This is a genomic window from Bacteroidota bacterium, from assembly GCA_016194975.1.
Taxonomy (GTDB): Bacteria; Bacteroidota; Bacteroidia; order Palsa-965; family Palsa-965.
In genome coordinates this window covers 82844-108239 of sequence record JACQAM010000019.1, presented here as the reverse complement: position 1 = coordinate 108239, position 25396 = coordinate 82844, and the positions used below count along the sequence as shown (strand labels likewise).

Annotated in this window: 25 protein-coding genes; all 25 read right to left on the bottom strand. The window is 43.3% G+C overall.

Going from position 1 to position 25396, the window contains the following annotated elements; genetic code table 11:
- Positions 1-5 precede the first annotated feature (5 nt).
- Positions 6-1163, bottom strand: coding sequence for a glycosyltransferase (locus tag HY064_12145; protein ID MBI3511408.1), 1158 nt, complete (start codon positions 1161-1163; stop codon positions 6-8).
- Positions 1160-2131 (bottom strand): SDR family oxidoreductase, encoded by a 972-nt coding sequence (locus HY064_12140; GenBank protein MBI3511407.1) that lies wholly within the window; start codon positions 2129-2131, stop codon positions 1160-1162. Before HY064_12140 ends, HY064_12145 begins: the two co-directional genes overlap by 4 nt.
- Entirely contained in the window at positions 2128-3726 is a 1599-nt protein-coding gene (locus tag HY064_12135) for a hypothetical protein (protein MBI3511406.1), read from the bottom strand. Before HY064_12135 ends, HY064_12140 begins: the two co-directional genes overlap by 4 nt.
- Positions 3727-3729: 3 nt before the next feature.
- On the bottom strand, positions 3730-4335 hold the full coding sequence (locus tag HY064_12130) for an acyltransferase (protein MBI3511405.1): 606 nt from the start codon (positions 4333-4335) through the stop codon (positions 3730-3732).
- A 54-nt stretch (positions 4336-4389) separates the two neighbouring features.
- Positions 4390-5493: a hypothetical protein gene (locus tag HY064_12125; protein MBI3511404.1), complete on the bottom strand. Its 1104-nt coding sequence runs from the start codon at positions 5491-5493 to the stop codon at positions 4390-4392.
- Complete coding sequence (locus HY064_12120) at positions 5483-6538, bottom strand: FkbM family methyltransferase (protein MBI3511403.1); 1056 nt, start codon at positions 6536-6538, stop codon at positions 5483-5485. Before HY064_12120 ends, HY064_12125 begins: the two co-directional genes overlap by 11 nt.
- A gap of 6 nt (positions 6539-6544) precedes the next feature.
- Positions 6545-7372 carry a phytanoyl-CoA dioxygenase family protein gene (locus tag HY064_12115; GenBank protein ID MBI3511402.1) on the bottom strand — a complete coding sequence of 276 codons (828 nt, stop codon included), beginning with the start codon at positions 7370-7372 and terminating at the stop codon, positions 6545-6547.
- A 10-nt stretch (positions 7373-7382) separates the two neighbouring features.
- On the bottom strand, positions 7383-8111 hold the full coding sequence (locus tag HY064_12110; GenBank protein ID MBI3511401.1) for a hypothetical protein: 729 nt from the start codon (positions 8109-8111) through the stop codon (positions 7383-7385).
- A 1-nt stretch (position 8112) separates the two neighbouring features.
- Entirely contained in the window at positions 8113-9033 is a 921-nt protein-coding gene (locus HY064_12105) for a hypothetical protein (protein MBI3511400.1), read from the bottom strand.
- 1 nt (position 9034) lies between these two features.
- On the bottom strand, positions 9035-9646 hold the full coding sequence (locus tag HY064_12100) for a class I SAM-dependent methyltransferase (protein MBI3511399.1): 612 nt from the start codon (positions 9644-9646) through the stop codon (positions 9035-9037).
- Between the two features lies 1 nt (position 9647).
- Positions 9648-10310, bottom strand: coding sequence for an acetyltransferase (locus tag HY064_12095; protein ID MBI3511398.1), 663 nt, complete (start codon positions 10308-10310; stop codon positions 9648-9650).
- 11 nt (positions 10311-10321) lie between these two features.
- Entirely contained in the window at positions 10322-11395 is a 1074-nt protein-coding gene (locus HY064_12090) for a peptidoglycan bridge formation glycyltransferase FemA/FemB family protein (protein ID MBI3511397.1), read from the bottom strand.
- On the bottom strand, positions 11392-13281 hold the full coding sequence (gene asnB, locus HY064_12085) for an asparagine synthase (glutamine-hydrolyzing) (GenBank protein MBI3511396.1): 1890 nt from the start codon (positions 13279-13281) through the stop codon (positions 11392-11394). The genes HY064_12090 and asnB overlap by 4 nt, the downstream gene beginning before the upstream one ends.
- Positions 13282-13376: 95 nt before the next feature.
- A complete protein-coding gene (locus HY064_12080) occupies positions 13377-14417 on the bottom strand; it encodes an acyltransferase (protein ID MBI3511395.1) in 1041 nt (346 codons plus the stop codon).
- Positions 14417-15559, bottom strand: coding sequence for a DegT/DnrJ/EryC1/StrS family aminotransferase (locus HY064_12075; GenBank protein MBI3511394.1), 1143 nt, complete (start codon positions 15557-15559; stop codon positions 14417-14419). The genes HY064_12080 and HY064_12075 overlap by 1 nt, the downstream gene beginning before the upstream one ends.
- Before the next feature lie 118 nt (positions 15560-15677).
- Positions 15678-16067: a VOC family protein gene (locus tag HY064_12070; GenBank protein ID MBI3511393.1), complete on the bottom strand. Its 390-nt coding sequence runs from the start codon at positions 16065-16067 to the stop codon at positions 15678-15680.
- A complete protein-coding gene (locus HY064_12065; GenBank protein MBI3511392.1) occupies positions 16067-16312 on the bottom strand; it encodes an acyl carrier protein in 246 nt (81 codons plus the stop codon). The genes HY064_12070 and HY064_12065 overlap by 1 nt, the downstream gene beginning before the upstream one ends.
- Before the next feature lie 12 nt (positions 16313-16324).
- A complete protein-coding gene (locus HY064_12060) occupies positions 16325-17236 on the bottom strand; it encodes a class I SAM-dependent methyltransferase (protein MBI3511391.1) in 912 nt (303 codons plus the stop codon).
- 99 nt (positions 17237-17335) lie between these two features.
- Positions 17336-19081, bottom strand: a complete 1746-nt coding sequence (locus HY064_12055) for an HAD-IIIC family phosphatase (GenBank protein MBI3511390.1) — start codon at positions 19079-19081, stop codon at positions 17336-17338.
- Positions 19082-19195: 114 nt separating this feature from the next.
- Positions 19196-20155: an SGNH/GDSL hydrolase family protein gene (locus HY064_12050; GenBank protein ID MBI3511389.1), complete on the bottom strand. Its 960-nt coding sequence runs from the start codon at positions 20153-20155 to the stop codon at positions 19196-19198.
- 2 nt (positions 20156-20157) lie between these two features.
- Complete coding sequence (locus HY064_12045) at positions 20158-21654, bottom strand: MBOAT family protein (protein MBI3511388.1); 1497 nt, start codon at positions 21652-21654, stop codon at positions 20158-20160.
- Positions 21655-21661: 7 nt separating this feature from the next.
- The gene (locus tag HY064_12040) at positions 21662-22633 is read right to left on the bottom strand and encodes an NAD-dependent epimerase/dehydratase family protein (protein MBI3511387.1); all 972 of its coding nucleotides are present in this window, start codon (positions 22631-22633) and stop codon (positions 21662-21664) included.
- 2 nt (positions 22634-22635) lie between these two features.
- Complete coding sequence (locus HY064_12035; GenBank protein MBI3511386.1) at positions 22636-23274, bottom strand: class I SAM-dependent methyltransferase; 639 nt, start codon at positions 23272-23274, stop codon at positions 22636-22638.
- A complete protein-coding gene (locus tag HY064_12030; protein ID MBI3511385.1) occupies positions 23271-24086 on the bottom strand; it encodes a hypothetical protein in 816 nt (271 codons plus the stop codon). The genes HY064_12035 and HY064_12030 overlap by 4 nt, the downstream gene beginning before the upstream one ends.
- A 6-nt stretch (positions 24087-24092) precedes the next feature.
- The gene (locus HY064_12025; GenBank protein ID MBI3511384.1) at positions 24093-25391 is read right to left on the bottom strand and encodes an ABC transporter ATP-binding protein; all 1299 of its coding nucleotides are present in this window, start codon (positions 25389-25391) and stop codon (positions 24093-24095) included.
- Positions 25392-25396 lie beyond the last annotated feature (5 nt).

The following is a 25396-nucleotide window of genomic DNA, read 5'->3' as shown; positions in this document are numbered from 1 at the left end:
ATTTTTCATTTTGCTTCGATCAATTCAAGGTAACTCTTTCCCATTTTGTCAATGGAAAAATCCGATTCAATGCGTTTCTTATTCTGCCCGCCAACTTTTTTTCCGGGTTTTTCATCTGAAATAAATTTCAGGATGAGCGACGACATCTGTTCTGCATCGCCTGCTTTGCATAAATAAGGATAATCATTTCCGAGTACTTCTCTGCAACCTTCAATGTCAGTTGCTACAACAGGCAAACCTGCAGCCATAGCTTCCATCACTGCATTCGGATTTCCTTCGAGGCGTGAACTGTGTACGCACAGATCACAAATGCGTAACAAGCCATCTACATCTTTCACACTGTCAAGAAAAATAATTTCATTTTCAATATTCAGTTCTTTCGCCAATACGCGGAGTTTAGATTCGGTTCCCCCGAATTTTCCTGCGCAGATAAGTTGTGGCTTCCGGTCAGCACAAGCATCGACAACTTTTTTCCACGCGCGCACGAGCGTATCATGATCTTTGTTCGGATGAAAATTCGCAAGCATAACGACGCGAAAATAATTTTCAGGAAGATGAAATTCTTCAGCATTTTTTCCTGTTTCATTTCCCGGGATCACAATCCCGTTGTGGATCACGCGAAGGTTTGCGTCCGCGATGTTCAGTTTTTCTTTCATGAATGCGGCGCCCTGCGTTGAATTGGAAACAAAATGAGTTGTTCCTTTCACTGCAAGTTTTTCCGGATAACTTCCCGTCATTCCTTCAAGGCCAATGTCGCGCTGGTTCCAGATACAGATCTTTGCGCCTGAATTTTTCCTGGCCAGGCCGCAAACCACGTTCGGGTAATAGGTGAATGGCATAAGCACATCGGGCGAGAATTGTTTCAGTTTTTCGGCGTAACTGTTTTTTTCTCTTTTCAATTCGCGGAAATATTTCAATGAATGCCGGTTCATTCCAAGAGCGCCGAAATGATCGATGAAATGAAAGTTGAATGGGATGACGGTATGCGGGATTCCGAGTTTATCCAGTTTTTCATTCACGCGTCCGGGTCCTGAAAAAGAAATGAAGCGCAATTCATGGGTTGTGTTGGAACGCAACCATTCAGCCAGATAAACGGACTGCCGTTCAGCCCCTCCCTGGTTCATATTTCCCAGGACGAAAAGAATTTTTTTCCGGGTCATCATTTTCCGGCCAATGACCTGAACCAGTCGATCGTTTTTTTCAGACCTTCATTCAATCCGACAACAGGCTGATAACCGATAAGGGAAATTGCTTTTGAAATATCGGCCCAACTATCGCGTATATCTCCTTTGCGGAAAGCACCATACTCCGGTTTCAATGAAGAACCAAGCTGGCTGGCGATAACACTGAACAATTCATTGAGTGAAACGGTAGAACCAAAAGCAATGTTAAGAACAGGTGAAGAAGTCCCGATGGTGTCTGCAAATGCGGCGCACATATTCGCACGAACAACATTTTCCACAAAAGTAAAATCGCGCGTATTTTTTCCATCGCCGAAGATGGTCGCACTTTTTCCTTCCATCAAAGCATTAATGAAAAGAGGAATAACGGCTGCATACGGTCCATTCACACTCTGATGCGGGCCAAACACATTGAAATAACGGAGGCCGATCGTTTGCAATCCATACACATCGGCAAAAACTTTTGCATATTCTTCGTTCGTTCTTTTGGTCACTGCGTAAGGCGACAACAATTTTCCCGTACGCTCTTCTACTTTCGGCATTTGAATGTCATCGCCATAAACAGAAGAAGAAGAAGCATAAACAAAACGTTTTATTTTTTTCTGAACCGATGCATGCAGCATATTCACAAATCCATCCACATTCACGGCATTGGTCGCAAGCGGATTTGCAATACTGCGAGGAACAGAACCAAGCGCTGCGTGATGGAGAACAATGTCAACCGAATCGCATGCTTTCATACAAGTCTCCGGGTTACGGATATCGGCTTCGATGAAACGGATCTTGCCGGAAATTTCTTCGAGATTTTTTTTGTAACCGGTTGAAAGATCATCCAGCACACGAACTTCCTTCGCATTATTCTTCACCAGGAAATGAACGATATTGGAACCGATGAATCCTGCGCCTCCGGTAACAAGAAAAGAATTTTTTCCAATAGAATTTCCGTTCATTTCGGGTCGTTGTTGTGGTTTTGATTTCCCGGCATTGAATATACTATAAATCTATCCTTACGGAACACCTGCTTTGGGCTGATGCCGGGCGGAAACAGTTGATCGATGTTTTTTTTCATCAATGCTGTATCGATTACCAGGAAATTCAAACGATAACGTTCAACGAGAACAGGCAGCATATTTTCCGACACGTAAGAATAATTTTCCGAATAAATTTCTGAAAAAGAAAACTCATCGTTCTTCACCGCATTCACAAGATAATAGTACTGGTGAATGCGCTCATCGAAAAGATATTTACACGCGTTCGTGCTGTTACAAATAATTCTTGGAATAAAATTTTTGCATTCACCAACAAGAAATTCATGCACTTCAAGTATTGCTGACTCATAAGCGGTATCCGGATGTTCGGCAACAGCACCATATCGTGTTACCATGAATATTATCCTGATGAAAGAAAGAAAAAGTAAAATGCCAATGACGATCAATGGAAAAACCATCGCGTCGACAACCGCTGCAAACAAAAATGCAAATTCCACATAGCGCTCCGGCTCACCGAGAAATCTTGTTTTGCGGAAACTCGTAAGAAAAAAAAGAGAAAGAGTTGTCCACACAGGAACAGAAATCAATGCTACTCCGGGGATCGCGCGCCCGTACCAGTACGCAACACAGGCCAATGGAACGAGCAACATTTCTGTCACAACAATGAGCATCGGGTTTCCTGCAATGTATGGCTTGCGGAAAGCAGAGAACAAAACGCGCAATGGATTATATCCTTTCCGTATGTCGGTCAATAATATTTTCGGAATATCATACACGAGATCGCGCCAGATACTGTAACGTGTTTTCAGAATAAAGCGATCTGCAAGTTGAGTGAAATATAATTTTTTGTGGCTCCATTGACCAGCGATCGAACGCAATGCGATCCGTGGAAAAAAAACGAGGTAGATAAAAAATCCTGCGAATGGAAACAAAGCAATGAGCGGATCGCGCAATAAAATACAAATGAGAATTGTTCCCAGCACGAGGTATTGCGTAGCAAACTGGCTGGAGAACAAAATGAAAAAAGCGCTTGCAGCGGCAATTCCCATCATGATCTGATTTTCATGATCGTGATGAACGGCGAGCAACGCAAACGTGTACCACAATCCGAAAAGAACACCCACTCCCCTTGCACTCAGCCCCACGTTCTTTGCATTTCCGGGATTGAAGACATAAGGCACGAGTGCATAAATGAGAGCAGAAAAGAGTATTTGGTTTTCAGTAAGCGTAATCCCAAGCATTCCCGGAAAAAGATGAAGAATAAAAATGCAACTCATGCCGAGAAAAAAATTAATCGCAAATGGCATATTGCGATTGAACCATTCGAAAGTTTTGTCGTTGGAAAAAGAAAGCAACCAGTGAACCAATTGCGGATAACTCTGTTTGGTTGTATTCACAAAACAAGTGTGCGTGGTGATGGGATAATATTTATTAGTACGAATAAGTGCGATTAGAAGTTTGTGATAATATTTATCTGAACCTGGAATTGCAAAGAGTCTCCCGAAAATAAATGAGAGGAGCGAAGGCAGCAGGAAGATCAGGGCTGCGTAATGCATTTTTCAGGAATGAAAAATTAATTCCACATTTTCTCCGTTCACCACCACTTTTCCCCTGACGATCGCAGGCACACCCAGCGCAATCGAAAAATCAGGAATATCTTTTGTGACCACCGCTCCTGCTCCCACGAGGCAATGCTTTCCGATCTTCACACCTCTTGTAATGAACGCTCCTGTTCCTATAAAACAAAAATCGCCGATCTCGATGGGTCCATATTCATACGGATTTTTTCCTCCACTAAGCGCCCACTTCACCGAATCGTGCGAAACAATATTTACACCTGAAGAAATGGAACATCCTTTCCCGATCTTCAATCCGGCGGTTCCATCAAGCGCGGTGTACGGGCCGATCCATGTATTCTCACCCACTTCCACTTTACCAACTACTGTGCATGAATTGTAAACCGTAATATTTTTTCCTTTTCCGAAAAGACGTTCGCCCCGCTCTTTCCAGTCGGTGATATCTTCAATGAAAGGATTGGCGCGATCGAAGCGAGTGAGCGTAATATCTCGCATGGCATTTTGCAGTCCCACAATATTCTGCAGCAACGCGACCTTTTCGGGATCGCTGGCAATTGCCGGATCCATCAGAAGAGTTTTCAAATCCATTCCGGAAAGTTAGTCTTTTTCGATTTTCATTTTTGTTCTCACCACAAAGAAGTTTTATTTCACGGAATTGAATTTCATGAATCCTCCTTCGAAATCCTGCCCTGCGCCATGTTTCACCGTTGCTGCAATTGCATTTTCCATTCCATCTCCTGCTCTTTTTGCGCGCGTGTAAACTTCACCGACTTTCAAACCCGTTACATTCAGTTCAAGCACTGCAGCGGGGCCGAGTGAATCTCCGCTGTAAGTCATATATCCGAATGGCATTATCTTTTCGGGATGGTGAAATAATCCGGAGCGTTTCAATTCTTCTTCGTCAATGGTTCCCGAAATATGTCCCCATCGCAAATGAGGAAATTTATTTTTGAGGTCTGTGAATTTCAGATCCGCATTTGCACCGGCGAGTAAAATATTTTCGCGATGCTCCGCACAGATCACGGCATCAATATTTTCTTTTTGCAAAATTGTTTTCAGATCAGAATAAGGAAAGCAATTTGTTTTACGTTCATTGCCATTTTTAGTAAACCAGTCAAATTTCAATCCTATGCGTTCCCACATTTCCGCAATGAGTTTCCCGGTAAGTCCGCCGCCAACGAGAACAAGATCACTGTTACCGGTTTCGATCTGCATCCTGAAAAGCAAATGCAAAGAAAGTAATCCGGGGTACCGAAACATATCGGTGAGCGGATAATTCTCATTGGTGCCGATCACGGGAATGCACGCTTTTTGAGCAGCGGGAATATCAATTTCATTTTTCCTGAGCTCCCACGTTTCCCACATGAGGCAAATGACCGCATCTTTTTTTAATTTGTTGATGATCGCTGAATCGATAGGGCGGACAAAACCTGAATTGGTTACAATATCAAATTCATTCCACGATTGAATTTCTTCTTTTCTGCAAATAGAAACATTCCCGGGAAGATCTGCTTTCTTCACCAATCTTTCCAGCGTGTTTTTATTTTCCACAAAAGTTCCGAATGAAGAATCGCGCCCGACTGCGGTGACCTGTGCACCCGCCATACACGCCATGAGCGCGGTGTATGCATACGCGCCACTCGCACATTCCGTGAGCACGTGCATTCCGCGCAGGTCAAGCTCCAGTTTTTTCACCAGTTGCCAGGCAAGATACAATGTCCGGTCTTCAGAAAAATCAGTGCTCATCTTTTTTCAGAAATAGAAAATTGTAAACTCCTTCTACAGGCGGACCAATGATCTCCGCAATTTTCTGTCGTTCCTTCATCTCGTAATTATTTTTTTGCATCAGGTTGAAAATATTTTCCGCCTCCTGTGTGCCCTCCCGTAATTCGATCAACCACGATCTCACTTTTCCCGATGCAAGTCTTCCTGCAGCTCCCTGCATCACATTCCACTCCGCTCCATCTACATCGATCTTCACATGATCAGGTTCAGGCAAATTAAAATCAGTAATGAGTTTATCGAGCGAAGCGGTAAGCACCATTTGCGTGTGCGCATAAGCAGTATGCAGATCAGAATTTTTTTCCAGCGTTTTATTGTGATGGCCGGCTCCGTAATTCACTGCGTGAAATGAACCGAGATCATATTTATCGGAAGCAGCAACGTTCAAAGAAATGATGGGCGTGCTGATTTTTTTATTATTGAGAAAGTGATTCATTTCAAGTACGGAAAAATTCTGTGCATCGGGTTCGAATGCAACTACACAGCAATTTTTTTTCACCGCAGCATAAACGGCGAACATTCCATTGGAGGCGCCGATATCGTACATCGTTTCTCCGGCGGAAAAAGAATCGATCCAATCGAGCGTTTTAGGTTCGATCGTTTCAAATGCATCGGCAATGAACCGAAGCACGCGTGACGGTGTGTGAAATTTCAACTCCGTTCCCCGCGCAGGGCAAATTGTTATTTCTGTTTTCTCTTCTTCAAAAAAAGGATCTCCGATAGCGAACGAATTCCATTTTACTTCCTGGAGTTTCAATCTCACTTCCCGCCAATAAGAAGTAGTAATGAGAACAAGATCGGGTTGAAAAGAATCAAGTTGTGATGGGTCGATAACCGGCAAACCAAACCGTTCTCCTTTTTTCTGATCGTCAATGAAACAAACCACTTTCACATGTTTTGTTTTTTCAGACTGATCCAGGAAATATTTTCCCACTGCGCCGGCGCCATACAAAGCGATGCGTGCGCCTTTTTCCAACTGGTTCAGATCGCTGATGAAACGTTCTTGCATAAAAGTTCAGGAAAAAGTTTTATCCAGGTCTTCCTTCGTCGGAAAGCCGGGCGTGATTATTTCCTGCTCCGGGCGATAGATAACATACGGATGCGGAAAACTGCGCTGTGCAAAAGAAGGATCGAGCACATCATTATAGCGGAAATGCATTGACCAGCGAATGCGATCCGTAATATTATTTCCGGAACGGTGAACGAGAAATGCGGAGAAGAGAACCATATCTCCGGGTTCAACTTCTGCAGGAACAAAACTATTTTCAGTGATCTCTGCATTATTCACGTGGCGATACCAATCATCTTTTTCGCTTTCAAGCAATCCATGCCGGTGACTTCCGGGAACAAATTCAACAGCCCCAAGATCTTTATCAATAGGAACAAGCGGCATCCACACCACCACTGAATTCAGGCTTCCCTGCATACTTCTCCAATCCTGGTGCGCCGGTGTTTTATAATGCCCTTCCATTTTTGCGAGAAATTTTGAATTGAAAAAAATAATGGGCTTCACACAAATAACAGGATGGCTCAATCCGATTTTTTTCAGCGCCGAGTCGATTTTTTCACTCACAGCAAGGCGATGCATGGATAAAGTATGCTGAACCAATTTTGCGCTGCCGAGAAACCCATTGTAATCTTTTTTGAAAAGTTCGAACAAAGCCAATTCAAACGAATGGAGATCTGCGTTTTTCCCGGGAGAAATTCCATTACGCCGGAGTTGTACATCGAAAATAGATCGCGCTTCATTTAGAATTTCAGTCAGCAAAGAAGGATCGAGATATTTTTTTACGAGACAGTATCCGTCCTTTTTGTATTGCCTGGTGTGGTCGGGTGTGATCACTGAATAAATGCTAAATGAGTTTCAAAGTATCGTGCAGGAACCAGGTTGGTTTCCCGGAAAGATATTCGATCAAATTTACAAAAAAGTTTTCCACTCCTTTTTGACTTTTATTGGCTGCAGCGGAAGCGCTTTCTTCGCTGAGTATTTTCATATCCGGATTATTTTTTTTGAAAGCAGCGTAAAAATTCAGCGAAGGTGTATTCAGAAAAATATTTACAGGATGAAACATCATCACTTTCAATCCCGGCATCTCACTATAACTTTTGAGTTTCCATTCTTTTTCTGATTTGCACAATTCATAATCATCGGCCCAGAAAAAAGGAACACGAACTAAATTCCCATCGGGCAAAAGATGATTCACCGGGCGGATGTGCGGCATCTCCGGAAGAAATATCGTAGAATCAATTTTAATTTTTGTTTTTTTCGCATAATAATTCAGCAACTGTCCTGATTGCACTACCGCGTGTGAGCGCACACTCCTGGCAGCGGGCGCGATCTTCAAAAGATGATCCATCACTTCTTCGGTTGAATTTCCGTGCGACGATCCCGGAAGAAAATTCGGATGAAGCCCGATCTCGATCATCGGATCAAGCAACATTTCGCGGATCGCCGGGCTCTCGTGTGTAATGAACCACGTGGATCTTATTCCTGCTGAAGAAAGTTTTTTACGAATGAAACGCAGCATGAAATCGGGCGCCCAGTCCACATCAAAAGTCAGAATGAATTCATTTCCTGTCATCTTATTCCTTTTCCAGAACAGCCATTCCTATTCCATCGAATCCGAAACGATTTCCGTTGTACAGCATGTACAATTTATTTTTGTGTGCGAATACTTCCTGCTTGTCGAGCGCCTCCGAATCCCATCCGTCAGCAGAAACATCGATACCTGCCAATTCATCTTTTCGTTCCCATTTTATTCCGTCTTTTGATTCTGCGTAACCAATTCTATAACCACGCTCTTCACGCTTGTAAGGATACCAGCACCGATAACCGTTTGAAGTTTTCAGAATAGAAATTCTTGAAATATTTGTTTCTCCTTTTAAAAGCGGAATAGAAATTATCCCTTCGCGTTTCCAGTGAATGCCATCTTCTGACTCTGCGTATTTAATATCGTAGAATGATCTTGCTCCTTTTTCTGTAAGTTCAAATTTCTGTCCGGAAATGTACCACATTCTCCATCGGTCACTTTCTTTCAGCACGCTGCAACCCGAAACCATCCATGGATCGAATTCACTTCGCTCCAAAATTGGCGCTTGTGAATATTTTTTAAAATTCAATCCGCCGTCATCACTATAAGCAAGACCGATGGAAGTATAAAAAACCGGCTGTGTCAAACCCGGACTCCAGCCGAGATAATAAAGCCATATCCGGCCTCCTTCTTTTACGAGACTGCACGTTTGAACACCGTGATCGTCGAAAAATCCGAGTGGTCCAGGAGAAAGAACAGGATATGAACTTCTGCGGAGAATTTTTTCCGGTTGTAAAATATTTATTTCAAACCAACCGGAGTACGTTCTGTTGTTTTCATCTCTGCTTGTAAAATAAATTCTGAATACATCGTCATGAAGATGAAGTGCAGTTGGCAATGCGGCATGCGACTTCTGCCAGGAAGAAATTCCATCGGGTTTAAAAATGAGTCCGTACTTTTTCCAGCGCTGCATTTTATTTTCTGACAATGATGGTCCATTCATAGAGCGGATAATCGTGCAACAAAGCAACCTGTTTCGAACATTCACGTTTACAGAAATCAAAAAAGATCGCCGGATCGGCGTAATAAAGATCGGCTGCTTTGAAATCGACATAACTTGTAAGCAGGTTGAAAGAAAATCCTTTCGTCGAAAACCGATTCATGTTGAGCAATGTTTCTTTGATGTAATCTTCCCAGTCTTCTTTCCGTGCGTCAAACATGACATTGAAAATTCCGGAAGTGGTGCTGTAATCTGCTTCCTGCTCTAATTGCGGCCCTTTGATCAGTTTCACTTTTTCATCTTCACCAAGATAATTGCGCGCACTCTTCAGCATTTCATCGCTGATGTCGTATCCGGAGAATTTATTTACGCTGAAATTTTCTGCGAGAAGGAATTTGTAAAGTTCGCCATAACCGCAACCGAGTTCATTGATCGTGAACGGAACATTTTTTTCACTGACCACGTTCATCAGTTTCTGAAATCTCAACGATTGCGATCCGGCATCTTTCCATCCTACACTGCGCGAATCGATGCCGAACTTTTCGATATTGCCGGAATATAATTTTTCAATTTTCGAAAGATCCATTTCAGTCTTTTTTAATATAGAGTGAAGCTTTTGTGCCAATGTAGGTTTGTCCTTCTTCCGTGTCTTTCACGATCAGGCAACCGGCGCCGAGTGTTGTGAATGGCGCGATCTTTATTCCATCGCGCAAAGTGGAATTCACGCCGAGAAAAGAATGATGGCCAATGCGGCAATGGCCGGAAATGACAACGTGAGAAGAAATAAAAACATTTTCCTCCACCACCGAATGATGGCCAATGTGATTTCCGCTCCAGAGAATGCAGTTGTTGCCGATCTCCACGAATGGCTGAATGGTATTGTCCTCGAAAATAAAACAGTTGTCACCGATGCTGCGCGCATAGTTCGTGCATTTTGAACTTATGTACGTCAGCAGTTTGTATCCTTTTGCTTTTGCTTCGTGATAAAATCTTTCCCGTGTTTTATTCTGCGTGTTGTAGCCGATAGCAATATGCATTTCAAATTCTGAAGGAGAATATTTTTTTTCGATATCTTCGAATGCAACAAGCGGACGGCCGTAGATCGAATTTGTTTTGATAAAATCGTCGGTGGAAGTAAAAGCAACCACATCGTAGCCGCTATCGTTCATGATGAGATGGTCCATCACTTCGGCTTGGCCGGATGTTCCGAAGATGACCGCTTTTTTTGTTTTATTCTGCAGGGAAGACATAATGCTTAAAGTTACACAACAGGTTTCAGTTGACCGAACGGCGCCACGAAAAAGAACGGATATTCGCGGATCAATTCTTCTTTGGAATGTTTCAGAATATTCTCATCGGAAATACGGGTGTAATAAAAATACGGATGGTCTTTTGTTCCCCATTTCTTTTTAAAATCGTAAACACCTCCCTGTGAAAGCCAGGTTCCGCCCCAATTCCACCAATGAAAGTTTTCATTCATTGCATCCAGCATCGCCCTGTAAATAAGTAAAGCGGAAGGTTGTAATTGCCGGAATGCTTCAACAACTGCGGGAGTGAAATATTCCACCGTTTCGTTGAAATAAAAAAGTAACAATGCGGCAATTTTTTCCCCGTTGAGTTCGGCGACATAGATCCTGAAATCTTTTTCTGAAAAATGTGATGGAATAAGGTCGAAGAAACGTTTTTCTTTTGCGATACCGCCGATCGCGGTGATATTCTGCTGATGCACTTCAAAAAGAAAATCAAGATCGGCAGGATCATTGGAGAAACGAACGGTGATATTTTCTTTTTGCGCGCGCCTGATGTTGCGCGGGCGGGGATCTTCGAATAATTTCAAGAGTCGTTCTTCTGCTTCATCGCCTTTCAATGGCAACGGAGTCAACTGGCCAATGCGTTCATCCACGAGATCGTGTTTGAAATGATCGCGGATCCAGTTTCCGGTATCTGCATCGAGCGGATTGGTAATGATCGTGGAAGAGACGCAATCATATTCTTTCATTTTTTTTTCTGCCAATGAAAGAAGAGAAGCGCGGACTTCATTTTTTTCTTCTACACTCAATTGAGAATGCGTGATGATGCCACCGTTACTTCCGTAATAAGGAAGACTGTTGCAGACATTGCCGTATTTTTCATTGAGGCGAATGACAAACGGAAAATAACCGGCGAGTTTCCCATTGGAGAAATGACGCAACACTTCCATTCGCACAGGGGAAAGATAATTTTGCAACAAGGACAAATAACACGGAGAAGAATAAAGTAAATTATTTCCTGAACCGAGTAAAAAAGAATTCAGTTGTTCCGCTTCTTCTGGTTTCAAAGCTCCATTCCCGTTCATTGAAATTTTTCATTATGGATAAATATCCTGCACCACCATTCGAAATTCATCAGCGACCAGATGAGGAGGCGGTGATTCATTTTTTTATGGAGGTGTTCATCCACGATCTTCGCAACAAATTTAGGATCGATGAATTCGGCGTATCTCGCTTTTTTATCGAGCAGCAATTCCTGCACATAGCGCGCGTTCTCTCCCCTGTACCACGATTCATCGGGAGCGGAAAATCCCTGTTTCTTCCTGTTGATGACCGATTCCGGAAGAAATTCAAGCATCGCTTTGCGCAGCACATTTTTTCCATCGTTGAATTCCGTGTAGGCATTTTTATGCGTTACATTTTCATCGACGCGTTTCATCTGCTCGAAATTCCCGAGTTTGTGTTTCACCGGAACACGCTGTGCAAATTCCACGAGATCATTATCGAGAAACGGAAATCGTTCTTCGAGCCCGTTCGCCATCGAAAGTTTGTCACCGACAAGAAGCAATCCGGGAAGAAAAGTTTTTATTTCGAAATAAAGACTGTTGGCAATATGTTCTTCCGGGCGTGAATAGCGGAGTTTTTTATTGAAAGTGAAAACACGTTCAAAGATCTGCCGTGGTTCATTCAAATCCATTTTTGAAACCACGCCCGCATGAAAAAGTTCTGATTTTGATTCGTCGGAAACGAGCCGTTGCCAGTAGGAATAATAATTTGAAAAAAAAGAAGACTGGTCGAGCGATTTTGAAACACGGTAATATCTCCACGGATAACCACCATACAATTCGTCGCCACCGGTTCCCTGCAAACAGACTTTCACAAATTTTGACGCGAGGCGGCTGATGTAATAATTCGGATAACTCATTCCAACGCGCAGGTCTTCGAGATGCCACACCACACGCGGAAGCGACCACGCAAGATCGCCGGCATTGATCACCTGCTCGTAATGTTCTGTCTTGTAAAAATTCGCAGTAAGTTCTGCATCGCGGCGTTCATCATAATTTGCTTCCACGCCGGTAACTTCAGACATATCGAATCCTGCAGTGAAAGTTGTCATTCGCGGAACGTGCTTGCTTGCAATCGCCGTAATGGAAGCGGAATCCATTCCTCCTGACAAATAACTTCCAACCGGAACATCGGAAATCATCTGGCGTTCCACTGCAATTTTCATCAGGCGTTTTGTTTCTTCTGTTGCATCTTCAAAAGAAATTTTTTCATCCGGATTGGAAAAATCATAATCCCACCACGAATTATGTTTGATGAATGAAGTTTCATCGCCACTGATGCGCACGGTATTCGCAGGAGGAAGCATCACTACACCATCGAACAAAGTGCGGAATGTAAAAAGATTCTGAAATGTGAAATATTCGTTCAGCGCGTGATGATTGAGTTGAACACTGAAACCCGGATGAGCAAGAAAAGATTTTATTTCGGAAGCAACAAGAATAGTCTTCCCGTTAAACCAATAGTACAGCGGTTTTATTCCGAAACGGTCGCGGCTTAGAAAAAGTGTTTTGGTTTTTTTATTCCATGCTACAACAGCAAACATGCCGTTGAATTTCCTGAAAACTTCTTCGCCCCATTCTGCAAGGCCTTCGCTGATGACTTCGGTGTCCGATTCCGATCTGAACTGATGCCCGAGTGCGAACAACTCATTCCGGATCTCTTTGTAATTGTAAATGCAACCATTGAAACCGATCACCCATTCTCCATTTTGCGAATGCATGGGTTGTGCCCCCTTCTCAGAAACATCGAGGATCGATAAGCGGCGATGTCCCATTGCAAAATTATCGTGCAGAAAAAATCCTTCATTGTCGGGCCCACGGTGAGCAATAGCCCGCGTCATTTTATTTACGATCTCCTGCGAGGCCGGTTCACCGTTAAGATTGAATATTGCTGTGATTCCGCACATAAAAATTCCGGATGCAGTTGTTTTTCCGTTGGGGAAAAGCAGGATGAAGCCCGCTCTAAAATTAGACTTTTTACCCTTGCGGAATGAACTTTTTATCAGGCGAAGCGTTCCCGCAATTTCAACACCGGTTTTTCGAATGAATAATAGATCACGAACGCGCAGGCGTAAACGACCACGATCGCAAGAGCTGCGTGAAATGTGGAACTCGTTTTTGAAATGAAATAAGGAAACACCAACGGGTGAATAAGATAAATGCTGTAAGTAAGAAGGCTGGTTTGGGTAAAAAAATGAAATGGGATTTTTGCAGCAATATTATCCGACGGAAATTTCAATTGCTCGATGAAAGGGATCGTGATCGCGATGGAAATACTGAAAATAAAAAATCCGATAGTGCGTGGAAAAATAAGATGGTCCCTCATATCAGTTGGCGCAATAATGGAATGAATATAAAAAACATAAGCAGCGATGAATAAAATTCCTGCGATGAAATAAAACACGGATCGCATTCGCGCGTACACGTGCTGCACTTCCTGGCGCAGAAAAGCAATGAACACTCCGCAGAAAAGTGAATCGAAACGGAATGGAAAATTCCCATTCACTCCACCGAACGGCGTATCGCGACGGAGAACGTACCCCAGCCGGAAAATATTTTCTGCAATAAGAAAAACAACCAGCCATAAAAGCAGCCGAACAGGATTGTGTCCCGAGAAATAAAATGCGATCATGAGAAAAAGCGGCGCAAAAATGTAAAACCATTCTTCCACAACCAAACTCCACGTCACATTATAAAAATCGATACCGTAAAAATTATTCTGCAGGAAAAACACATAGTAGAGTATTTTCAAACCGATGAATGGCCCGAAGAAAAATAATTTCGTGAATAGCACCAGATAATAAACGGGAAGAATACGAAACCATCGCCGGATCCAGAATTTTTTCAGCGTATGAAAACTATTTTCTTTCCGAACCTCGCGCAAAAGTATTTGCCCGATGAGAAATCCGCTCAGCACAAAAAAAACTTCTACGCCGAGTGCGCCTATCTTGAGTCCGCCCGGGCTTACTCCTGTATGCTGCAGCAAAACAAGCCAGATGGAAATGGCCCTCACAATATCCAGTCCGTAGTTCCTGTTCTGCATCAGCCGAGTGAAAGAATAGCGTCTGCAACGTAAGCGTAATCTTCAGCTCTCATTCTGTTGTGCAACGGGATAGCCATGGAAAGATCATTCGCTCTTTTTGCGCCGGGAAAATCATCCGGTTTGATATTAAAATTCTTCGCGTAGTACCCGAGCATGTGTACCGCATGCGTACCCGGGCGCGTGCTGATCCCCTTTTGCTGCAACGCTTCCATGATATCATTTCTCTTCATCGGTGAAATTTTTTCATCGATGAATGTGACGAAAGATTGCCATCCGTGACGATAGCCATCGGCAACAACCGGCGTGCGTAACCATTTGAGCGGAGAAAGTTTTCCGGAATACCATTTCGCCCATTTATTTCTTTCATCGATAAACTGATCCAGTTTTTTTATCTGCACAATTCCGAGAGCGCCCTGCACATCGGTCATGCGATAATTATATCCGACGATATCGAATTCAGGGAGAATATACGGACGCGGGCCTTTATGACGCTGTTCTTCGGAAACAGATGCGCCATGATTTCGAAGACGATTCAGGTGTTCGGCAATGGCATCATCATTTGTTGTGAGCATTCCTCCTTCGCCGGTAGTAACTGATTTTCTCGGGTGAAAAGAAAAACATCCAACGTCACCGAGCGCACCGGCTGATCTTCCATGAAGCATGGCTCCCGAAGCACACGCGCCATCTTCTACAATGAAAATTCCGGGTGCTGCATTTTTCACCGCATTCACATCGGCGCACAAACCGAAAAGATGAACGGGAATGATCGCTTTTGTTTTTGATGTTATCCTTTTTTTCATGTCCGCAACATCGAGGTTGAATGTTACCGGATCCACATCGCAGAAAACAGGGGTTGCGTTACAATACAACACTGCATTGGCAGTAGAGACCCATGTGAATGCGGGAATGATCACTTCATCGCCGGGGCCTACTTTTCCTGCGAGTAAAGCAAGATGTAATGCAGTGGTGCAATTGGAAACCGCGAGTGCATGTTTTACCTGGTGACGCTGTGCAAATAATTTTTCGAACTCAGCAACTTTTGGCCCCTGCGTGATCCATCCGCTGAAAACCGGTTCGCGCATGGCTTCCCATTCTTCCTGTCCCATGGACGGCTGAGAGATCTGGATGATACGTTTTTCCATTGGTGAAATTTTATTCAGGAAATTCTTAGAAGCTTCTTAGTGCAATAAAAATACGAGTCTTTGTGGTAACCACTTTCGGGGGAATATTGACTTCATAATATTTTGAATTGCAGAAAATTCATTTCTCGATAAGCTCTATCAGCCGCATATCGGGAGTAAAAAGGAACGCGCATCTTTTTCCAAGGAAAGCTTCGGAAGAAAAAATGCTCAGCACTTTATGATCTGTACTTTCCAATTGTGCGACCGCCTTGTCGAAGTCAGCAACTTTGTAACCGAGATGATAGTAGGTGGTGTGTTTTTTTTTCAAACCGTCGATCACTGACCCTGTTTCATCGGCCTGCACAAATTCAATATGAATTCCAGGCGCAAGTTCCGCGAAACAAACGGTGACCTTCTGTGATGTGATGTGAAATTTTTCAGAAATTTTTCCTCCATTCGACTCAAGATGCAAAGCAACCGACGCATCAATGCTTTCAACAATACAGCCTACGTGGTGGAATTCGAGCATCAGGATATTAATTTTCTTTCAACGGCATCGCACATATCGCCCACCGTTTTGAATGCCATGATCTCCATGGAAGTGAATTTTATTTTGAAATGCTTTTCGGCCGACACCACCACCTGAATATGCGTGAGCGAATCCCATTCCTCGATGTCGAGTGCAGAAGTTTTTTCAGTGATGGTGAGCGCATCATTATCAAAAACTGTTTTGAGAATTGTGCTGACCTGGTTCAGAATTTCTTTTTTGTCCATAAAGCGAATGAATTATTTTTTCCTGAGAAAAGCGGCGTACATGAGCGTGATCTTCAGTTGTTCTGCAATTTCTTCCGGAACATCTTCGGCATAAACACAGAGTTCCTCTTCGATGGCGAACCCGGCTTTGTCGATGACATCGCGAATCTCAGCTGCATTCCGGAAAAGATAAATGTGGTCGATGGCCGGTGCGTTCGTCGGGGTGGTCACGAAAACTCTTCCGTTATCAGCGAGAAGTTCGTGTAATTTTTTCAGCAGCGCTACCGGGTCTTCCACGTGTTCGAGCACTTCGCCCATCGTAATGAAATCGAATTTATTCTCAGGAAAATATTTGAAAATATCCGAGAGAATGAAATTCACCGAGGGAGATTCTACAAAATTCTTCGCCATCTCCAATGAGATCTTCGAAATATCGATCACATTATTGTCTAAAGAATTGGTGAAACAACGAACCGCTTCATTCACATACAACCCGTGCCCGCCACCAACTTCGAGATAATGTTTCACATAAGGTTTGTACCGCGGAAGTGAATCGACATAAAATTTGAGCAATTCGAAATGATGCAGCCAGATGAACTGTGACATGAGCAAACCGTGCATGTAATAATCCATGATGTCGGGATTTGCATAAACACGCTTGTTCACTTCATCAAATGATTTGCTGGTGTATTCTCCGGTTTTTTCAAAATGGATCGATTCATTCATCACATCGTGGATCATTTTGAGATAACTGTCGACCGCATACGCTCTCGTTTTCCCGATCTGTTTGAGAAATGAATCGTACTTATCGTAAAATGCATTTGCTTTCACGCGCGCTTCTTCATTCTCCCATATCTTCTTCACATTTTTCCTGGCCTTCTTGAAATGAAGAGGGTTTTGCTGTGCAATGCGGTTGAGCGTAAAATCGACAAATGATTCTTCCATCTGAACTGTTTTTTTTCTTTGACGATGTGTTGTTACAATGATAGTGATTTTCCTGTTTTCTAAAAGCGATAACGTTTATCCTTCATTCGGATAAAAAAATCATTCCTTTCCGTTCTGATAATCGGCCCTGATGAAACATGGGCGCTCCGGATATTTTTCAAGATCAAGTTGCCATTGACCGTTCCTTTCTTTGAAGCCGAGATCCCTGTAATGTTCTTTCACCATTATGTTTTTAGCCGTTGGAATATATTCACCAATGAGAATTTTTCCTCCTTTATCCCGAACCTGTTTCACGATGGTGTTCAAAGCAAAATTTTCCATTCCGCGGCGAAGCACACGGCAACTCATAAGCCAGGTATCGATGAACCATGCATCCGGTTTTATTTTTTTCAGAATGATAACAGCGATCAAACCATTGTCACCGAATTTATCAACGAGTGTAAAAGTGAGATGGATGTGCTCTTTCGATGAAGAAAGCGTTTCAATTTCTGATTCTGTGTAACGAACTGTGCGGAGATTGAATTGGTTCGAACGTTGAGAAAGTTGTGCAATACGCGGCGTGCTGAACTTGTCAAAATGTTTTATTACCGAAACCATTTCAAGGCTTTCAAGAAAATCTTTTTCACTGGTAAAACTGCGTTGTGCTACATTTCGCTCCGCTTCCTTTTGATACTGTTTGGTCCGTTGCTCATCTTCTTCCGAAACAGATGCCGTTTCGAAAAGATTGAGTGACTGAAGATGATCGAGGTACTCAGCCGGATCTTCCGGCAATTCGGGAACTGTGACCGCAGGAAGATGCTCGCGGATAATATTTCTTTCGAACGGATTATCGTCAATGAAAACCATGGAGTCGAAACCGACCTGCAGAACCGATTGAATATATTTTATGTTGTCGATCTTGCTTTCCCAGTTCGCGGCAAACACGGCGATGTCTTCCATTCTCAAAACCATGTCCGGATGTTTTTCGAATGGTTCTTTTGCAATTTTCTCATCGTTCTTGCTGCAGACTGCGATAATAATTCCGCGTTCCTTCAGTTGCTTTGCCCAGAGCTGCAACCCGGTGAATGCTTTTCCGGCACCAAGATCCCCGATCTGAATATTTTCAATTCCATCATCACCAATGATTCCGCCCCACAGGGTGTTGTCGAGATCAAGGATAAGGCATTTGTGAAAAGTTCCGTCGATGGAAAGAATAATATCCACCAATGATTTCGCCACATGCGGAATAAAATCGAGACTGAAGATCATGTCGGCGCTGAGATACATTTTCGGATCGGACATGATTTCATTTCCGAAACGCGACTGGAGCATAGCAACATCAGCAATAAAGATGTTTTTTTTGTCCGCGGCCCATTTCATCAGGTTCATGTTCAGCGAACGCAGCTGCCAGGTGAAAGAACTTTCGACTTTATTCGCATAATTTCCGAAAACAGAATCGTCGTGCGCCGGAAAATTCATGCAGATGATACGCGCATGCGTACGTGAACTGATGGCTTCGCCAATAGAAGAAAACCACTCTGCTTTTTTTTCTGCAAAATTTTTGCGATGATCTTTCGGTGTGTTGTAAAAATTTTTCAGCAGTTTTCTCACCGAGCAGAAAATAATAACGAAATCGGGATGAAAATTATACATCGCGGAACGTTCGTCAAAAACCTGGAGATCCACCTGGTCGTAATCCGCTTCAAAAATTTCAAGGTCGTACGCACGTTCGTACCCGTACCCGCGCACCGCCTGCGCAAGAAACTGCGTTGCAGAATCGCCGAGGATGGCGACGCGAAGTTTCTTCAATGAAGAAAAATCTTTTTTAAGATTTTTACGAAGTGTGTTGAAATCTATAAGATCCATGATTATACTACTCCCGTGAGTTCGTTTTCATTTGTAAAATTAGCCAAAAAGATTCCCGCTTTATTCCGGGTTAATAATTGACCATTTCGGTTTATGATGATTTAAAAAAATCCATCATCGTTGTGTCATCCAGTCCAGGAGTGAATCAGCAAGGAGCGCCGAAAATATTCCTGATCCTTTCCTGTTGAGATGTGTAAAATCGCGGAAATCCTTGCGCTCATCGCAAATAGAACTTTTTTCAAAATCAAAATACGGGATGGAATTCCTGTTCGCGATCGCATCGAGCGAATCGTGCATCACTTTATTATCGGGTTCATAAGGAAGATAAACTGAATAAGTAGGCGATGTAAAAAACACCACCGTGCAATTATGTTTTCTGGCAAGAGCAATGAGTTGTTGGAGCGATTCTGCAGAAGCTGCGCAATATTCACGATGTTGCACTTTCAATGAATCCGTAAAAACTTTATCGCGCTGTCCATCGTTGTCACGGAGATAAACACCGGCTTCTTTTTCAAAATCGGCGGGCTTGTGCGGAAATCCTGCATAAACGGAATTCATCGGGTAAATATTATTGTACTCCGCGTAAGAAAAGAACGGAAGATATTTTCTCAGGACATGTTTCAGCGGATTGGTGTTTTTAGCAATGACAGAATCGGAAGTTCCTTTGCCAATGAGAAAAAGATAACACTGATCATTGAAAGGATGGGAATACGCTTTTTCTGGTGCAAGCAGTCCCCACATATCCACCTGTATCAATATAATTTTTGCTTTGTTGCCATTTTTGAAAAACTGATCGAGCAGCAGAAAATTCTCTGCATAACCTGTTCCTCCAACGCCAAGATTCACACCTTTCATTCCAAGCACGCTGTCCATCACCAAAGGAGAAACAACATTGAAAACCCGCGATGAACCAACGAGTACATAATCAAAAGTTTTATTCTTCAGTGAAAGCACCCAAATCCCTTTTTCTGCAGTGTCCTTCTGAATCTGCCGGTCATAAAAATGTGCAAGCGGATAGAGCGGTGCAAAAACAAGCACAACAAACAAAACCGATTTATATAAAAAACGTTTCAAGTTCAGAATTGAAAATAGATGAATTCATTTTTACTGTGGTAAACACCGAAGAGAAGAATGAGCCACGTAAGCCCGATGTAAAATCCCCAGCGCACTGTTACTGGTTTTGTGCGGAGTAATTCACGGCCGCTTCTTCCCCGCTGCAACCAGTGCACACTTTCCATCAATGCAATGGCGATGAAAATAACCACGTATTCAAACCAGATCGCATGAAGATCGCGTTTGAGCGTGATCGGTTCGAGCCACAGAAAATGACGATTGGTGAGAAAGTGATAAATATATTTCGGAACACCGGTAGCAATATGCGAGATCATGTACCACGCTTTTGCCAGCGAATCGGCGCGGAAAAATATCCATGCAAAACTTACAAGAGAAAAAACTATTGCCGCCTGCAGAATTTTGTCGAGTAATTTTCTTTTCGTGATGCCAAGAAGATCGCGCATCTTTTTTCTTGTCCCCTGTGTGAGAATTGCAAAGATGAGGTACGAACCGTGCAATGCTCCCCAGATAATGAAGGTCCAGTTGGCACCGTGCCAGAATCCGCTGATGAGAAAAGTGAGAAAGAGATTGCGGTACGTGAAAAATTTTCCTTTCTGGTTTCCACCAAGCGGAATGTAGAGGTAATCGCGGAACCAGGAAGAAAGAGAAATGTGCCAGCGTTTCCAGAATTCCGAAATTGATTTTGAAAAATACGGACGATCAAAATTTTTCATCAGTTTTATTCCCATCACCTGCGATGCGCCAAGAGCGATGTCGGAATAACCGGAAAAATCACAATAGATCTGGAAACTGAAAAAGATCGTGGCGACCAGCATGGAGATCCCTTCGTAATTCTGCGGGTGGTCGAAAACAGGATTTGCGAGTGTAGATAAACGATCGGCGATCACCACTTTTTTGAAAAGCCCCCACGCCATTAATTTCAATCCGTCGGTCACGCGCACGTAATCGAATGTTTGCGGAACGCGGAATTGCCACAACATATTCTGCGGGCGTTCGATGGGGCCGGCAACGAGCTGCGGATAATACATCACGTAGAGCGCATAGATCCCGAAATGTTTTTCCGCTTTCTGGTTCCCGCGGAAAACTTCGATCGTGTAACTCATCGCCTGGAACGTGTGAAAGGAAAGCCCGATGGGCAGAACCATTTTCAACATTGGAATTCCATAATTCCATCCGAGCCGGTGTGCGAGCTCTTCAAAATTGGTATTGAAGAAATTGTAATATTTGAAAACAGCAAGAACGCCTATGTTGGCAACGAGACTCATGATGAGCCACAACTTTTTCCTGCGTGCATTTTTTTCTTTCCCGAGGAGCAGCCCCGCAAAATAATCGACGATGATGGTAAAAATGAGAATGAGCACATACGCCGGGATGAAGAACATGTAGAAAAAACAACTGGCGGCGAGCAGCATGAACCAGCGGAAACGATGCGGCAAAAGAAAATAAAGCCCGGTTACAACAGGAAAAAAAACAAGGAAATTGAAAGAGTTGAATAACATCCGGCTGTCATTTCCTGGACTGGTCTCTCCACTTTATCAAACGGAGAAGGCCTTCATCAAGGTTGTATTGGAACACAAACCCCAGTTCTTTCTCCGCTTTTTCTTTAGAACCGATCCTGTTCTGCACGAGCGAGCGCGCATCATCCGCGCTATAGGGTTTGTAAGTGACTTTTAAACCTGACTTTTTCAGGCGGAGAATAGTATCGCAAAGAGTTTTGATAGTGGTTTGAACACCTGTTCCCACATTGTAGAAACCATAATTCACATCACTTTTCAGCGCAGCCACATTGCACGCAGCCACATCTTCCACATAAATAAAATCGTATGCCTGTGTTCCATCGCCATTGATCACGGGCGCTTCGTTCGCATCGATCTTATTGAGCATGATGGGCACGACTCCGCTGTAAACCGCGTGCTGATCCTGCCCGGGCCCGTACACATTCATGTAACGCAGGCCGATCACATTCAAACCGTAACGATCATTGAAAGCCGTGCACATGGCTTCACCGGCGATCTTCGTTGATCCGTAAAAATTTTTATTATTGAACGGATGATCTTCCGTCATCGGAACTTCCACTGCATCGCCATAAACAGAAGCGGAAGAAGAATAGATCAGTTTTTTCACTTTGTTCTTCACGCAAGCTTCGAGTACGTTGAATGTTCCTGCAATGTTCACATCGAATGCGGTGCGCGGATAATCTTTGCAGTGCAGCAACCACATGGCCGCAAGATGAAAAACATAATCGACGCCTTTCATCGCATCGTTGAGAATATCGGTTTCACGCACATCGCCCCCGAGCGGGTAAATGCTGCAGCGCGAATCCTTAAGCGACGCGCTGATATTTTCCATTTTCCCTCTAGCGAAATTGTCGTAGATGATCACTTCGCCGGCATTTTCTTTCAGCAATTCAGCAACGACAAATCCGCCGATGAACCCGGCTCCACCGATGACCAGTATTTTTTTATTTTTTATTTCCATTTTCAGAATCTGAAAAGATGAGCGATTTGAGTGGGATGCTTCACTGTTTTTTCTACAAATTCAATTTGCAGATCTTTCGCGATGGCGCGATAATAATCCGGGTTGCAGAATGCGCCTGAGATCATCGGGTGAATTCCGCCGTAAAGAAAACCTCTCGGGTAATCGGTTTGAATATTGGTGAATAGAAGTGTTCCTCCTTTTTTCATCACCGCCTTCAGGTTTCGCATGCAGGTTTCTATCTGTTCTTTTGAAAGATGGGTGAATACCGATTGTGCAATTGCGAAATCGAATGTTTCGTTGAATTTCCGGAAGTTGAATTCCTGGTCGAGGATCACCTGGTATTTTTTCTTCAAACCGGTTTCCGTAAAAAATAATTTTCCAAGATCGATGAAAGGAGGATAAGCATCCATTCCGCAATAATTGGAATCATCGAGATAATTTATTGCCTGTATTCCGAGGCGGAGCGGGCCGCAACCGATGTCGAGCAATTTATGTTGCGGTTTCATTCCGCATTCGATGAGCGCATCCATCTGCCATTTGGAATATTCTTCGAAACGATAATGGAATTTTGCATCAGGAATCATTCCAACCTGCAAACTCAGATCGATAATACGTTCAACGGGTAGGGTGATCAGTTTCATGAGCTCAGTTTAAATCGCTTGAGAATTCTTTTACGCAGATGTTTGAAAAGTACAGAAGCGCGTATCTCACTCATCACACTTTCTTCTGATCGCGGAAGAATTGTTTCGGGCGGAAAAATCATTCGCAGGAAACCGACTTGATCCTCGCTGCTCCTCACATTTTCGACGGAGTGTACATTGTTGTATCTCCAGATGACAAGATCACCGGGTTCGAGCGGCATATTTTCCGAATCGAAAACATATTCTGTTTTTTTATCATTGGAAATTGTTTTCATCCCGATCCCATTGTAATCCGTTCCTTTTTTTGAAAGAATAACGGTGGCCTGCAAACGTTCGGGCCTGAAATACGGAGGCGTTGTCCAGTCGGAATGCGGTTCCACTATTTTTTCCCCGTTTCGAGTGATGACCACGCGGTAACTGCAGCAGTATCCGTCAAGCGGATAAAAATCGAGATGATTTTTATTGGATTCGATGAGACTTCTCAATTGCTGCACGGCAAATGCAACGGCGTAAGTAGCTTCATCAACAGGTTTATTCCAGAAATAATTGTAGTACGCTCTTCCGAAACGTGTTTCGTAGAGATAATCGGGATTGCCGAGCCAGAACATTTTCTTTTTGTCAATGCCCTGAAGTTTCACATGCGATTTGGAAATGGGCGCTTCATGGATCCAGAACGAACGCATGTGGTTCAGGAAATTTTCATTGATGAATTTTCTGAAAATGAAAAAACCGGGAGCATCCGAACGGTAAAGTTCAGATCTTATCTGTTTCAATTCTTCATCCGATGGACGGAAAGAAAACTGGTTGATCATCTTGAATTAGTTTAAAACTTCCCATTTGCAGGGAAGGTGAATAAAAGTATTGATCTTCGCCGACAAAACGTGAACATCGCCTTCCGAAATATTTTTTACCTGGAAGCGGAGAAAATTTCCGATCGCATCATAGAAAACCGTTCCCTCCGTGTTGCAGAAGTAAATGAAGAAAGAATATTTTCCCGGCATTAATTTAGGATCCATTTCCACTTTCACAGCATGATCGCCGGGTTCGAAGTTCCATTGCTCTTTCGAATAATTATTGGAACCGGAATAAGTGATCTGTTGCCCGTCGACCGTTGCTATCCTGATCTGTAAAACGGCATTCTCAATTTTCTTTTCCACGTTGAAATGAATAATGAGTGAGAAGGGCTGAAGCAAAAAAAGCTGGCTGACGAGATCATTGGAAGGATTATGCATCTCTATGCGCTTCAGAACAGCATCTCTTCTTCCCCACGGACGTTCCCATTTCTCAGGAACATCATAAATATTATTTTCATCATTCGTTTGCCGGTCAGAATTATCGAGGTATGCGGCCACTACATCAAGCGTATCGCCCTGCATGGCACAACTTCCATTTTCCATCCAGATTGTTCGCTTGCAAAGATTATTTACTGCCGACATATTGTGACTCACAAAAAGAACCGTTCTTCCCTGTGAAGAAACATCTTTCATTTTGCCGAGACATTTTCTCTGGAATTCCGCATCACCTACCGAAAGCACTTCATCGATGATAAGAATTTCGGGATCGAGATGAGCAGCAACAGCGAATGCAAGGCGGACATACATTCCGGAAGAATATCTTTTTACCGGCGTATCGATATAGCGTTCTACGCCGGAAAAATCAACGATCTCGTCGAATTTTTTTTTCACTTCACGAATAGACATTCCCATGATAGTTCCATTGAGAAAAATATTTTCCCTGCCTGAAAGATCCTGGTGAAATCCTGTTCCCACTTCAAGCAGCGCTGCCATTTTCCCGCGCACGCGAATTTGCCCGCGCGTGGGAGCGGTAACGCGCGAAAGAATTTTAAGTAATGTAGATTTTCCAGCACCGTTTCTTCCTACAATTCCAAGTACTTCACCTTTGCTTACTTCGAATGAAACATTGCGAAGCGCCCACACATAATCTGAATTTCCTTTTTTTGTCCGGTCGTTTATATCACCGACTTTCAGGAACGGATCTTCTTTTCCGCGCACACGCGCAATCATGCGCCTGAGATCATTGCCAAGCGAACCTGTTCCAACACTGCCGAGGCGGTATTGTTTCCAAATATCATCAACCTGAATGGCAACTTTATTCATCGTGA